Source organism: Xenorhabdus mauleonii (genome assembly GCF_900113945.1).
GTDB classification, from domain to species: Bacteria; Pseudomonadota; Gammaproteobacteria; order Enterobacterales; family Enterobacteriaceae; genus Xenorhabdus; species Xenorhabdus mauleonii.
This window is the reverse complement of the sequence record NZ_FORG01000005.1, coordinates 12,320-27,834: the sequence shown is the minus strand read 5'-3', so window position 1 is coordinate 27,834 and position 15,515 is coordinate 12,320. Positions and strand designations below refer to the sequence as shown.

The 15,515-nt window shown below is 48.5% G+C and carries 3 protein-coding genes; all 3 read right to left on the bottom strand.

All coding sequences use genetic code 11. From position 1 onward, the window contains the following. Positions 1-228 precede the first annotated feature (228 nt). From BM100_RS06380 to BM100_RS06370, 3 genes are read right to left on the bottom strand one after another with little or no spacing between them, the layout of a single operon-like run. Entirely contained in the window at positions 229-3,279 is a 3,051-nt protein-coding gene (locus tag BM100_RS06380; protein WP_092509080.1) for an RHS repeat domain-containing protein, read from the bottom strand. A 53-nt stretch (positions 3,280-3,332) separates the two neighbouring features. Then, a complete protein-coding gene (locus BM100_RS06375; RefSeq protein WP_092509078.1) occupies positions 3,333-7,790 on the bottom strand; it encodes a SpvB/TcaC N-terminal domain-containing protein in 4,458 nt (1,485 codons plus the stop codon). Between the two features lie 51 nt (positions 7,791-7,841). After that, complete coding sequence (locus BM100_RS06370; protein ID WP_092509076.1) at positions 7,842-15,476, bottom strand: Tc toxin subunit A-related protein; 7,635 nt, start codon at positions 15,474-15,476, stop codon at positions 7,842-7,844. Positions 15,477-15,515: the final 39 nt, after the last annotated feature.

Genomic DNA, 15,515 nt, shown 5'->3' with positions numbered 1-15,515 from the left:
TGGCGGCGGTCCTGCATTTCACCGGATACACCGCGTAATGTGCTGCGTAAGGGAATTGATGCCGCCAAAATGAAATTGGGTGGGATCTTCTCTTGGTCAGGCGATCGGATGATGGCCTGTTAACAAATACTGCGCCCTCCTTCCCGTGCCCTTATCCGCTTACAAAATCCACCTTGTCATCCATGACAAGGTGGTAATTAAAAGACAAAGCAGTAATTAATATTATTGTTATGCTTCAGATTCATTATTACGTGCAGGGGCGTTAAAGAAGAAGTTATTAAAGGCTCGCTTAAAACCACTCCAAGTCACCCGGTTAGCGGCATTGGCAACATCCTCTCCGACGGCGTGATGGGCAGCAGCGGCTGTCCCGCCAATAGCTGCGCCCGCCCATTCGCTTGGTGTACGACTATAAGGCAATAATATTTCAGAAATATTTCTTCCTACGCTTTCTCCTATCATGCGGCCAAACCATCCTCTGGAGCTGATCGCGTGGGAAATAGCAGAGCTAATGCCTCTCCTGAGCAGTAATCGGCCTATAAATCGATAAGGGCCATCCCATATATTGCCTATAAGCCTTCCCCAGCGGGCACCATACATCGCGCCAATCGCTGCCCGTTCGCCAAGCTCAGAACTTCCCTGATGACGACCAAATAGCATTCCACCAATAATTGCGCCTGATAGTGCCCCTAACCGCTCTGGCGCGCTGACATTGCCGGGCCTGAGCGTATCCAGCGTACCTTGTCCGGCTGGCGCGGCAATGCTGATAGCCATGCCCGTGTTATGCTCTCCGGCTAAAGCTATGACTCCTCCAACGGTCACCACGGTTCCTATGGAAATGGCCGTACCTGTCGAAGAGCTGTTAAAGAGTGCCGACGTGACGAGCGATGTGACGACAAAAGCGCCGACCTGAACAGGAACAGAACGTTTACGCGTCAGATAACTTAAAACCTCGCCAATTTTTTCTGATATGTTGTTCGCAAAAAAAACCATCACCGCGCCAGAGACAAAACCACCAATGGCGGCCCCGACGACTCCCCAAGGCGTCGCTCCCGCAATCGTTGCAGCCTTAACTCCCAGACTTGCCATTCCTACACCCAGAACAAAAGATCGCAGCCCTCGGTTTAATTTCAAAAACGTATCAAAGGAAGCGCCTTGTTCGATAAGATGTTCTGTCGTGATATTGACTGCCTTCCGATACGCTTTTTTCCCTATCCAGGCAAAAACGCCCTGACCAGGGAAACGGCCATCAGAGTCAGAAAAAACGATGGGGTTATTCCTGCACATTCGGAACAAATTGAGACCATCGACCTCACCGGCAGGATCGACACTCAACCATCGCCCTGCCCACGATTGATAATAACGATAACCGTAGTAATACAACCCTGTTGCATCCCGCTCTTTGCCAGAGTAACGCACGGTTTTGTAATCCGCCTCTGACTGACTTCGGGCTGCCCACACGGCAGTTCCACCATAGGGGTAATATTCTTCCTGACTGATTATCTGCCCGTCACCGTCTAATTCCAGCCCGCTACTGCCAATCAAGTTGCCATAACTGTAGCGTAATTGATCATTGCTGATATCCGCCGGTTTGCCTGCTTCCCAATGCAGCACCCGTACTTGTGCCTGACCCGCTTCACCGACATTGATGACCTGCAAAAACTCTTTCAATGCATTGCCGCTATATGTCGTGCGCCACTCCATATCTGGCAAATATAATGTCCGCTGTATTTGCTCACTATTGCCGGTCTTCTGAATATGCGTCTTGATGACACGCTGACTGTCTGCATCATAACGATAGAATTCCTGATCAGGCGCCGCATTTTCCCTATTGGCCAATATCACTTGTTGCAATTCGTCACGGGATGTCCAGAAAAGATCTTGACCGGGAACAAGCTGGGTTTGCTGCCCGCCGGAGGTGAACAGCATATCCACCTTAGTGGGATCTTTCGCCAGCTCCTCCAGCACAGTCCGGTTGCTGTGCTCTGAGACTGTCATGCTCGTTGTATAATTATTGCCTGTGATCGGCGAATTGTGGCGAATTTGGGTCAGATTTCCCCCGCGATCGTAGTCGTACGTGCGAGAGTAATTAGTATACGTATTGTTATCAATCAGGGCGGGAATGGGTAACTGGTTTTTTTGCCGACCAATATTCGCCATTTCACGCCCTGTGGCGGAAACCAGCTGATACAGGCTGTCATAAGTGTAAGTACATTCCGGTACAATTTTCTGGTTGCGCCAAAAGCGGGTAATTTCAGCCTTGTTAGTTGATTTCAGCACATTGCCGACAGGATCATATTCATAACGCAGATCCTGTAACACCTTTTCCCCAGCGGCATGGCCGGAAGGGCGTTCTGTTTTTATGCCAATAATGCGCTGCGTCTCAGGTTCATAGGTATATGTGGTTACTATCCCGTTACCATGTACCTCGCGTAATTTCTGGCTGGCAGCGGAATAAGTCAGGGATTGCACGATAACCTGTTCTTGTTTCCCTTTCAGCGCCAACCAACTGCCTTGCAGCAGACCGGCAACATCATAGGCGATACGTTGCCTATTTCCGGCCGCATCTGTGCTCGTCAATGCAGTACCGGTAGCATCTGTTGTGCTGATAGAAGTGAAGCTTTCCGGCGCCAGTGCGTTTTTCCAGCCGGATTCATCCGTACCTTGCCAATTTGCTTCTCTGTCATCTCTCAATAATTGCTGTGTGATGGACAAGGGGATGCCGGTCAACGATATACTGTTGGTTTGATTCATCCCGGAGGGATCGTAATGAACCACGCACTGCCCGGCCAGATTGTTGCCTTTTTCTGCCGGCGTATTTCCTGACCAGATCAATCGCTCTATGATACGGGCGTTCTCTCCTTTGCCCTGCTCGGTAATCGCCAACAAGCGTCCCGGAAAGTTATGACTTTCATACTGAAAAGTTCGGCTAACACCATTGGCACTGACAGCTAAAACCGGACGCCCGGCAACATCATGCAAGGCAACACTGGTTCCGGCATCTACACTTTGTGTACGCAGTGCTTTTTTACTGAGTGATGACAGACGAATGAGATTTGGTGTAACAGCGTTCTTGTCATTCGCTGTCCGCTGGCGTTCATAAAATCGCGGATCAATACTCTGGGTCAGCGTGCCTTGAGCATCATATTGATAACAGGTGATGCGTTCATCGGTTACCTGAGGTGTGTCGGGGTGCCGATACCAAGCTATTTCCCGTACTGTCTGGCCACGGTTGTCCGATACTGTGACAGATGGCGTATTACTGTGAACGAAATTCTTCATAATTCATTCCTAAATGGAGTGATGTTTGTTCAGCGAACAGACATCACTGAACTTTATGCGGTCATTTCATCGGCAGTGTCGTTTTCATCTTTATTCACCACAAACCAAGGGGTGAATAAAGTTTGACGTAACCCGCCCTTAGCGGTGATAACCTGATATTCACGCCCCAACGGGTCATAGCAATGTGTATCGGCATACAGATCCTGCCGGGCACTGTCGTCACTGACGTACTGCCAACTATTCAAGAAATACGGTTGATACGTCCGCAAAGCCTGACCTTTTCCGTCATACTCTGTACGTCCGGAAACGGCCCAACGGAAATTTGTCACTGCTGTTTTAGGCATGCCATTGCTTCCAGCCACAATGGCTCCGTTCTCATCCCGTACCCAAGCCTCCCCACTTTCGTGACGTACTGCTGTCTGTAAGGCTCGCCCAAAGCCATCACTAAACATAACCGTTTGACGTAATTGTTGTTCCGGATCGGCATCATAGCGGTCAGTGATCACACTCAGGATATGGGGCGGGTTCTGTGAATTGGCTTGTATGGGTATGGCTGCGGCAGGATTATTCTGTTGCCAACGACGAAAGGCAAGCGACAGAAAATAACCATCTTCAGTGATGATCCCAGCCGATTTCAGCTCATCATAACCAGAAAAATTGGCCTGATTGGAAAAGTTGACCTGCACCATCCAGCTCAGAGGGGCATAAACCATCAATCCTGCAACGGGTATGCCGGGTTTCAGTTCCAAGGCATCTTCCACCGTTGTGGGGACAATAAAGGGAACAGTTTCATTTTCCTGAGAGCTATAACCTTGTTTTTCACCGTTTTCAGTCCCCCAGAAACGGAAGCTGGTTACCCTTCCCAACGCATCAAACGTTGCTGTGTGATAGTTGTCATTGATATCGCTGGTGTTATCGGCAACCATGAATCGATAATCGTAATGCGCTTGCATACGCAGGCCAGACGCATCCTCTGTCGCGGTGATAACACAGTAATGGGTATCCCACGTGACTGTCGTTTTACCCGTGAGCTTGGTTTCACGTTGCACCAATGGTCGATAGAATCCGTCTGCACTGGCGTATTCCGTAAACTCCCTTTGCCCCACCCAAGCCCTGAAATCGGCATTTTCACTGAACGGCACATTTGCAACAGTCCAGCCGGCATTATTCAATTGCTTTGCCAGTTCCTGCTCATCCATGACCTCTTTAAACGCCTCCAGCGATCGTGCATCAAACTCTGCGGTTTCGATATATGCCACCAGCGGAGGAATGGCGGGCTTCTCTTCTGAGCCGGTGTAAGCCACACGTTGATGCCCCTGATAATCGGCTTCTGCATCAGGCAACAATAATGCCCCTGCTTCTGTGGCAGAAAACCATTCAAAGGAAAATCCACCGTCCGGCACTTTATCTGCATGATAAATGCGCGCATCGCTGCGTGAGGTGTCCATAAGCCCTGCGATCCACGTATTATCATCATGATTCAGATGATGATAGGAAGAACGCTGGCGTGTCAGACGTAGACACATCTGCTGTTCATCATAACTGCTGGCGAATAGTGTTTCAGGCAGGCTAGCCGGATAAGGCGATAGCTCAGGCCGTGGGCGTCTTGGATAGGCAATTTCGAGATTGTCCGTTGGGAATCCAAACTCATCAGATTTAAGGACGATATTTTGACTGCACTGGGGATCGGCAGCAACTCGCTCATATCGGTATTGGCGGGTTTCGATAACCGAAACCAGTACAGCCGGAATGGCCGATACCACACTCGGTAACAAACATGTTTGGATGCGGAATTCATCCACTGAATAAGGTTTACTGAACAGTATAGAATTATCGTCACCATACAGTTCACGCCGTAAACATTGTCCTTTTAACGCCCGATGTAACCAGTATCTATCCAGTACGCTCGGTACGGCCGTTTTATTATCTCCGGATTTTTCGTCATAACGGATAAAACGTGGGGTAAAATGCGGAAATGCCTGTTGATCCCCCTGCCAATACTCCTTGGGCAAAAGAATATCGACTTTCTGCATACCCGTGCTGTACCAAGTAACAATATGCGAAAGTGATGGTGGTTCAGCATCTGTCCCTTGTGTTGCACACGACCGTGAATTAATGTCGGTTTGCGTTACCCGCCCAAAGCCACGAAATTCTTTTTCCTGACGTACCCAGGCACCATGAGCGTAATCATAATAGCTCGCCAATTGATTACCGGAAATTTCATCCAAGACACTCGTATGCCACAACAGATGCACAGGAAACGGTAATTTACTGACAGCCGTAATCCCAGATTCAGCAGCCTTCAATTTCTCATCCAGCCAGAACTGGGCAGAGCTGCGGTAAGACAACGTGGTTTCTGTGCCCATATTATTATTGATGACATTCAACAGCCAAGGCTTGGATGTGGTCATATCCAATCGCCAGTGCTGCACATTCATATGGGGAACAGTCAAAATAATGCTGGCAGTTCCTAATCCTTGTGTGTCCGCAACTTGTAGCCGACAAGTATTATCAAAACGTACCCCAGCCGGCAGATCGATACGCTGAGGTTCAGCAAACCGATTGCCGCTTTCATTGACATAGAGTTCAAGGTGGGTATTGCGGGCATAAATAAAATCGGTGGTGCCTGAGCCATTCAGGTCTACCATATACAGTCTGTCGGGGCTGAATGTTTCCCCGCTAATCTGGAAGCCTGTCATCATCAGCGGCTCACCAAATTTTCCATGCCCCAGATTCGGCCAGTAGCGCACGCTATCTGCCGTCACCTCGACCAGATGTGATTGTCCGGAGCCGGTCATATCACTGAATGCGACAAGGTGACGCTCATTTCTGCCGGGAACCGGCAATGGCATATCTGACAAATGAGCCACATCCTGAGCGCTACCCCACCCTGCCCTGTTATTTGACCAGACACGTACACTATTGGGCCCGATAAGCGCTAAGTCAGGCAGACCCGCCCCGTTAATGTCAGCCAGCTTTGCCTGCGGATGGAAATATTCCATTGGCACTGCGGATAGTGGAATAAAGGGAGTCCATTCACCTTCCGGCGACATCGTGTGGTAGCCCCGTAACCCTGTTGCAGTAATCACCCAATCCAGACGCCCATCACCGTTTATGTCCAACAACTTCGCGCTTTCCTGTTGCGTCGGAATATGTGGCAGTGGTTTCGCATCCTCATAGGTCACCGCATCCGTTCCTTCGGCAGTGGTATCCCTTATCGGAGCACGATACCACCATGCTTTCTGGGCATCCTGATAGAGTACGCCGGCAATGCCTTCTCCGTACAAATCAACCATTTGGTATGGCTGCAACGTGTTCAATTTTTCCAGCTGTGGCATTGCCTGCCAGTTCAGATTCGCGTCATGGCTAACACGTTGGTAATCCATTTCCAGCGGGGACATGAGCACTGGCGTACCGTCTGCTTCATGTGCCAGCCTGCGGGCAGTTTGCAGTAAGGAAACCTGATTGCTCAGGTCATAATCCAGAATAAGGCGGGAAACCAACGCCGGTGTTTTCTCTGCAACATTTTCCCCTGCCAATGCGCCTAACTGATGAAACATCAGAATTTGGCGACACAAACGACGGGTTCGGATTTCAAACCCATAATCATAGCGGGAGAAACTATCCGGACGACAACGCCATTTTTCAGAAGCATTAAATTCGGGCACATCGTCCAATGAAGAAGAACGTTCACCGTAATCAAATACCAGATGAAACAGCCAATCATTGTCAGCAGGGATATCTGATTTTACAGCGAAAAAAGCGGTTTCCGGCTGAATATTGCCATAACTGACTTTTGCCAAATAACGCTGGGCCGTAACACCCGGGTGTTGAGCAATCTCATTCTCATCACAGTCGAGATCGTCTTCTGCCCGATAGTGATAGTAAATATGTTCCCCAGTGTGGGTGACGGTTTCCTCCAGCAGCCAGCGGGCAATTCGGGTTTCATCTTGCGGGTCAGCAATACGTGCATGGCGATTCTTACCGAATAGGTGCATTAAGCCATCCGCAGTGAAAAGTACCCAGAAAGCAGTCTCTTTTTCACTTGGTTGCTGTGGCTGCCAGTGCTCTAAGCGCGCGATTTTCTCTATCACGAGAGGCTGATAGCGGGTAACGGTATGTGGCTGCGTCAGAGCAGTTCCCAACAGTGAGGTTGCGGTGCGCTGCTCTGGTTGCCCTTGGCTATTCGCCACAATGCCCAATGCTTTTCCATCTGGTCCGAGATATGTATCTTTTCCAGCATAGAGCGGAACGCCCCTGGCTGTAGGCGGGCCGATAAAACCAGCCCCACATTGCCACCCCATCCCGAATGGCCCATTGCCTGCCGCACTGCTGTAATTCAGTGATAGCACCGGCACCAGACCACGCCCGACAGAAACTGGCAAGGGCAGTGAAAATGACGCAATCCCCTTCATTCCGACGGCGTTGAGTGCTTCTCCCATCCCTTTTAGTGATCCGCCTCCAGAGGGCAGTGATGGTGTTTCAATTTTCAAAGGTGTTGAACCTTGCATAAAAACTCCTTAGACAGGCGCCCCAGGCACCTGTCAATCACAATGTTTTAATTAAGAACGGATGGTATAGCGAATATGCAAAATGATATCGCTCAGACTCCCCAGCAGTGCTTTCTGCCGATCAATCGAATCCGGGAAACTCAACGTCAGGCTGCCATTGTCATTCACCGGAATACCTTCAAATGGCAAATAGCGGGTGTCGTTGAAATCCAGCACAAATTGACCGCTGTCATTCACACCGTGAGAGAGAGCAATGGCGCTGCAACCGCGAGGCATGACTATGCTGCCCCCGTAGTTCAGCACGGCCCGAATATCCTCATACGGCCCAATCAGCGCCGGCAAGGTGACACTCACCTGTTTCAACTGGCGGGTCTTGCCAAGGCTTTCGGGGTAGTCACTGAAAATGTTCAGGTCGGACAATCGCACTGAGGCTTCTATCTGGCGGTTACTGAGTTTTAATTCATTGCCGGAAGAACCCGCGTTACCTTTGCCTTCACGAAGGAATTGAGTGAGTTTCTCTGTCAGATTGAAGTTGTCTGAGGTTAAAGCCTGATAGAACTGGGCCAACGATACAGTACGGGTAACTTCCAATGCCCGCTCATCACGCTCCAGCCAGGCTTTTTCCATGTCAGCCAAATTCAGCAATAGCGTTTCTCCCGCCATCAGGCCTGCTGTAGTGCCATTCCAGGCACCACCCCGGATAAAAGTCACGCCGTTGTCGTTCAATTCGCGGCGCAGCGCTTCCTGTGCCATCAGGCAGAAGGACTGGGTCAGATCAAAGAACTGGTAATAGATAGCGCTCAGTTTGCCGCGCATCCAACTGTAAAGGGCTTTGTTGGTGAATTTACGCTGTAACAACTCTAACTGGGCCTGAGTATGGGCCTGCTGGGTTTCCTGATATTCCACCTGCATCTGTGCGGCTTCGCGACGGATTTTCAGGGCTTCCAGTTGGGCGTCCATTTGTTTGACTTCACCGTCAGCGTTATCACGCAGAATTTCCCACTCCTGACGGCGGCGGCGATAGGTTTCCGAACGGCTGATTTTTTCTGCGGAATACTGGGAGGACGCTGCGGAAAGTGACATCACCGAGGCAGAAGCACGCAGTGCTGCCCCCCAACGACTTCCACCCGCGGCAAAACCGAACACGTTTGGGACTAAATCAGCCACCCCTTCTGCTATCGAGAGCGCCTGCCCGGCCAGAGATTGACCGGCTGCTGCATCGAGCAATGACATCGCCCGCTGTTCTCCGTGGTTGATATCTTCGTCATACAGCTGTTGATATTTCTCCAGACGATTCTGCGCACTGCGGCGACTTTCTGCCAATACAGCGATATCGGCATCCACTTCATCGACGATTCGTTGCTGGATTCGGATGCTTTGTGTCGCCAACTCCATGCCCTGTTTGAGCAATAGTGTGGTGAGCTCATCGGCATCATCATGCTCTGCCATACTGAGCAGAGAAGCCCCGAATTGAGTCAATTGCGCCACCAGATTGCGGGCACGCTCCAGCATCACCGGGAAGCGGTATAACGACAACGTACCGGTCGGCAGCACACTGCCGCCCTGAGAAGCCTGTACCATACTGGTAAGCAGCGCTTTCGGATCTGTAGGTTCGGCATAAATCGCCAGAGATAGCGGTTGTCCATCAATGGAAAGATTATTGCGCAGGTTAAACAGGCGCAAACGCAGGGTTTTCCAGTAATCAGTGAGCGCCGGGTTATATTCCGGCAGGAACAACCCAACCAACGAGTTAGCAGTGCGGAGCTTCTTGGGAACCCTACCACGGCCCAGCATCGTAAGATCCTGCTGATAGGTCGCTTGCACGGTTTGGCTCGCCGCTACGGAAAGAGACGGTGCCGCCCACTGGCTGCTGCCGTAGTCCTCCGGCTCATCACCCAGCAATTCTAAAGCGCGCACATACCACATTTTAGCTTCATTCAACGCATCGCGGGTCAGTTCGCGATAAGCCATATCGCCGCGTAGAATAAGTTGCTCCAACAGGCGCATAAAGGTAGCCACCTTATAATGCGTCGGGTCATTTTGGGCAACGGCATCCGGATCAATGGCATCCAGCGGATTGGCATTCCAGGAGGTGGTTTCTTCCAGCGGTCGGCAATTCCATATCCAAGGCGCGATTTCTCCGTTAACAATATAGCCGGCAGGGTTATAGACGTAATTTATCCATTTAGTGGCTTCGTCGAACTGTTTTTCCTGTAGCAGTCGCTGGAAGCACATCATTGGGGTGTAGTAGAAAAGCTCCCAGTAATAGAGGGCGCTCGCACTATTGAAATCCATCGGGGCGGAATAGCCAGTAGCGATAGAAACATTCAAGAATCCTTTGTATTTCTTGATGTTCTTGACTTCCCCAATGTTTGTTGTTCCGGATGCATGATTGGCATCGTTAATTAATACAAATTGCTTTTTCTTTTTATCAAAATAGAAGAAAGCAGATTCCCAATCTTTATCATAGGTAACTTTCTTGTATCCAACCCCCAATCTGACGCCTTCATACATGTAATACCCGTCGGCGTAAGGGACAAAAAGCGTCATGCTGGTTTCCGATGAATCGGATAGCATTCCACTATAATAAGGCTGCCTTCCACTGTTGCCGCCAATATTCCCGATATGGATCTTAAACCACCGCTCATCACCATGTTCAGCAGGGTCATATTTAGGCAAAATAAAGTTGGCAAAGAAGCCTTCTCCCAACGGAGGTTCCGGTAGCCGTTGAGTTTCCATTGTCAGGATAGTATCAATGCCCGTATTGGCTCTGGATACCAGTTGAGGAGCCAAAAGCGTATTAAGACGAATGCGATAAACGCCGAGTTGCATATATTGCGCACCCGAACGGGTTTCACGCAGAAACAGAATATCATCCGGATTATAATTTACCCGTTTCACTGACAACGTATTATTGACTTTACCCAGCACTCGCCCGTCTTTGGCTTTGACCTCAAAAACAATCTCCAGTGGCGCGATATTATTGGTAAATTTCAATGACGATGCATCAATTTCCAACGGGTTAAAGGTGTACTGCATGTCATCAAAACTATTTGCTGGCAAGGAAGCAACATGTTCACTGGCTGTAAAGGTATGAGTTTTACTGCCAGCCACCACCGTAATTTTGACATCGGTATTGTTAACACCCGTATCAATATCCAGCCAGCCGGAAGATTGATAAGAACTAAATATTTGAAAACCAGAAGCATTATTACCATCAATAGCATAACTGCACTTTTTAAACTCACTGGTTTTATTGCTGCCAACCGTGAAGACGGTGTTTCGGATAGCGTTCGGTGAAAATGGAAATTCGAACAATCGAGCAGAATAATTATTTTCAACAGGTGTCAGAATCAGACGCCTAATGTAGTCTGCGTTGAAAAGGCGATCTTGGACTGATGCAATATAATTTTTTGTTTTGTTATAAACGGCGATTGGCCCTCCAAGATCAGAGTAACCGCCATAATGTTTGACGGTATTTGCGATGATAAATGCGTTACCGTACTGGGATTTTCCATCCACTCCCGTCAGTTTCATGGCTCTGATTTGTTTGTTTCTGATTGCATTGCCACTGCCATCATATCTGACAGTAAAAACGGCATTATGTAGCGCAATAACGAGGTCATCACTGGAGTATTTGCTGGTTATCTGCGGTATATTCCCCTTCTCCATCACCGTCAAATTATAGGTTCCTGCCGCAGATCCCATACTCAATGAGGTCGGGATTTCAAAATCCTGAGCAAAGCGATAGCTGGCCTTTCTTACCAAATTGGTATCTTGGGTATTGCCGCTATCTTGAGCATTAATGACATCAAAGGTATTTTTCAATTGGCTATAGCGGCTGAGTACAGTGTTCTCCATCTTTCTCAAAGAGCCATCACCGTAAATGGTCATTCCTGCCACATTTTTATTGCTGTCACCAAAATCCGGGTAACTCTCCCCAGTTTTGTACACAAACACCAGAAGCGTGTCTTCGCCCTGAAAGCCAGATGCGGCCAACCCCAGCCGTTGAGCATCCGGTTTTTCGTCAGTGACCGCCATTACCTGCGTTGTAATGTCATAAGACCAAGGGGCACTCCAACTGCCGTCATGACGCAAGAACGCCAGCTTCAGTGTAAAACGGTCATAGGGTTCTACCGGATCAGTACCGTTTTTCGCTACTTCATCTTTTTCTACCCAGATAAGGTGCAGACGTTCCCTGAATATGATCGGCCGTATTGCATCCCTGTAAGGATTGACCGCCGTATCAACCTTTATCCACTCATTCCAGGCATTGGCTGCCAGTTTACCCTCCTGCATCAGTGACATATCCACGTTACGCCAATAGTACTCCGGCAGCTTCTCCCGCGTTTGGCCGATAAACCAGGCCAATCCGGTATTACTGTTAACATTATCATGATAGGCGCTGACCACTTTCAGGTCTGCCACGGTTTCAAAGCGGGTCAGATAGGTTTTGAACGCCTCTTCTACCGTATCCCGGCTAAGTTGACTCTGGCTAATATTCTCCAGTAATTCATCCATCATGCGGGTTTGCCCGATACGCTGGGTCGGGTCAATGTAATTTTCCGGATAATAGACCAACCGCGAAATGCCGCCCCAAGTGCTATAACGGTTATTCACCGTCCAATCGGCAAAAAACTGTCGGGTTGATACATCGGCACGGGCATTAGGTTCTATCCGGTTCAGCGCCCGATTGATGTAGAGTTGAATACCGGCAATTGCCTCTGCCAGCCGGGTGGTTTTCACGGCAGAAGAGACCTGATTATCAATCAGGAAATAGCTGTACAGGTCATCCCGATTTTGCAGGGACACGCCTTCTGGCTGGATATTCGCCAGAAACCAGTTGCATAACACGCTACTCAGGCGCTCTGCGGTATATTCAGCCAGTACCTGAGCCTGTTGTGTGCTCAATCCGGCTGCCATATTTTCTGCCAGTGTCTGCCACTCATCCCAAGAAGGAAGTTCTGGCACAGCTTTGTTTAATCGGGTCACATAGCGGATATTCACCAGCGCACGAATAACCGACGGCATGGTATGCAGTGCTGATGCCACCTCTATCCATTGCAGTACGGTGTTGATATTTTGCCAACACTGAAGGCGCTCCACGCCAGCAGAAACCATGGCCTGCGTCACCATACTGATGTCCAGCCTCATTACCGAAGCCAGTCTGTCTGCTGTCAGCGTCCGTTGATGCAGCATATCCAGCGTGTCAGAACTCAGTTTACCCAAGCGATTAATCCACTGGTGGAATCGGTAGAGTGAGTACAGCGTATCGATATTATGTTGGCCGGTGGGTTGACTTCTCGCTCCCAGCACGGAGAAATCGGAGGTGACTAGCACAGAAAGCTCTGCTTCGCTGAAGCGCAGTTTTTGCACAGAAAGTGACAACTGCGCCATCACATGACAGAACTGCACCAATTGGGTCGTTTCATCATCACTTAGTTCTTCTTTCAATACCAACTGCATAAATCCGGCAATATTCAGATCGCCCGGCCGCAAATTATCTGTCCACAGCAAGATATAACGCGCCATATCCGATGATGACAGATTCAACATCGCGGCGATAAACGGAGCAAGAATTTCAGCTTGAAGTTCCTGATTGTGGCTCTGTGCTATGTCTTCATTAATGCGTGGCCGAAGAGTCACAATCAGGTTATTGATTTCCGGTGAAATATTTCCGCTAAATTCGGGCGTACATAACAACCAAAGCTCTTCAGTAGTGATTTCCGCCTCAGTTAGCCATTGTGTTATTTGATACAGCCAGATAACCAGCCGCGCCAGTTCATTAGAAGACAAGGAAACTGTCACCTTACTGCTGAACGGCGAAAATCTATACAGCATAAAGAGTTCATTGACTGTTAGATGATGGGTTCGGGCCAGTAATTTCAGGCAATAAAGTGAAGAGATAACGGAGATAGAAAGGGTGATGTTATTTTTTGTGTCCAGCACACCAGCCAGTTTGCCTAATTGGTACAGCTCGCCACTGTTGATCCCCAAACCACGCATCAAAGCTGAACGGGCAAAAGTAGCTTGCTCTTCACCCGGATCAATGCTGATCGTACCACCATCGACTTCAAAGATTTTCCCTTTCAGCGGAGGCGCATTGAAGATACGATTAAAATGACTGACACTGTCGTCATCGGCATATTGATTGATGACCGATCCATTCAGTACCTGGGCATCATCAAAGCCCAATGCATAACGGTTACTGTAGAACAGAGTATGAAAGACTTTAGTCAGAACCGAGTCGTTTATAACACCCTGGGCATTATCACTGCGTACGATAGTTTGCAGTTCATTCGGTGAAAGCCCGCTGGCCAAACACAGGCGAATGGCTTTATTCAGTTTGAGAGCAAATATTGTCAGGGGATAAGATTCAAAAGTGAATATTCCTCCACCCTGATTTGTAGCACTGGTGGAAGACGTGTAGCGGTAGGCATATATTTTCACACCGCTCTTGTATTCACTGTCGGATATATTACTTAAATAATCACTGTTGAAATTCGTATTGGCTATTAAAGGGCCGGAAAGATTGCCGACAATTCCATTTGTGCCTGAATTCTTTCTAAGGGTAGCCCCGAATTCTCTTGATACCTTAAAATTAGCACGTATGAAAAATTTATTATTTCCTTCATACATTAAATCGAAATAATTTACATGGCTATCATAGTTATCAGTCTTTATCCGCGTTATCTTATAAGCTTCAAGTTTATTTTCACTATTTGCCACCAAGCCCGTTGAAATATTATCAACATAAGCTGAAGCATCATCAGAATGATAGTTTTGTAATACTCCCAGATATTTTTGTACCTCAGACAGTTCAAGATCATAATGCTTGGCTATCCACGCCTGTGACGCAAAATTCTCAGGCAAGATATTTTCGCCAAAGTTTTTTGCAAATAACGCGTCAGCATTTTCTTCCGTAATCTCTTCGGTCAAGATGTTATAAAGCTCTGGAGAGATATTCGCCAGAATCGCCAGTAATGAAGCCCCTTCCGCCTGCTCCATGACTTCCGGATTATGTGAAAGCGCTGTTAATGTACTGTCATGCGCCATAATTACCTGACGGATAGTTTCATAGGGCTGGTGGTAAGGTGTGTCAATGGCTTGGCGGTATATTGACAGGCTTTCCATCAATGCATCCGAATCTTCTCCGATCTTGCAGGTAATATGCTCCAACAACAACTCATTAGACAGTGTCAGAGTGGAGATTTCCGTATCCATATTGCTTTGACTCAGCGCCAGATCAGCCAGATCCGGACGGCGATTGTCAAGATGATAGGCAGAGCTTGTAAAATGCAAGTCCTTCGCTTCACGATACAATTCTGTAAGATAGCCGGCCGGTGAAAACATGGAAGCCACTGAGCCTGGTTTCACAAAGGAAGAAGAACGAGCGCCAAACATGTCATCATAACTGCGTGAAGCGCTGTCTGGTTCAATACCCAGACGGACGGCTGCGGACAATTGGGGATTGGTTCGGGTGAAAATACGTGCTTCCAGCAGGCGATTACGTTTTTTTTGCTCAACAGCTTCGCGATAGAGATAGTGAGTTTCTCCCCAGCTAAGTTGCTGTTCGAACATGCTTCTTAATTCACTAAATGAGAAGGGCTGAAGATCTGCGAGAGTCATTGCTCGACTATCGCGAGTTTGATTGATTTTGCTCAGTAATAAATCCGTACTGTACATAATAACCTCAAAGATTTTATACAATAGAGTTGTCAGTTA

Coding starts and splice junctions, on each gene's coding strand:
- BM100_RS06380 (WP_092509080.1), bottom strand. CDS start 3,279: ATGAAGAATTTCGTTCACAGTAATACGCCATCTGTCACAGTATCGGAC.
- BM100_RS06375 (WP_092509078.1), bottom strand. CDS start 7,790: ATGCAAGGTTCAACACCTTTGAAAATTGAAACACCATCACTGCCCTCT.
- BM100_RS06370 (WP_092509076.1), bottom strand. CDS start 15,476: ATGTACAGTACGGATTTATTACTGAGCAAAATCAATCAAACTCGCGAT.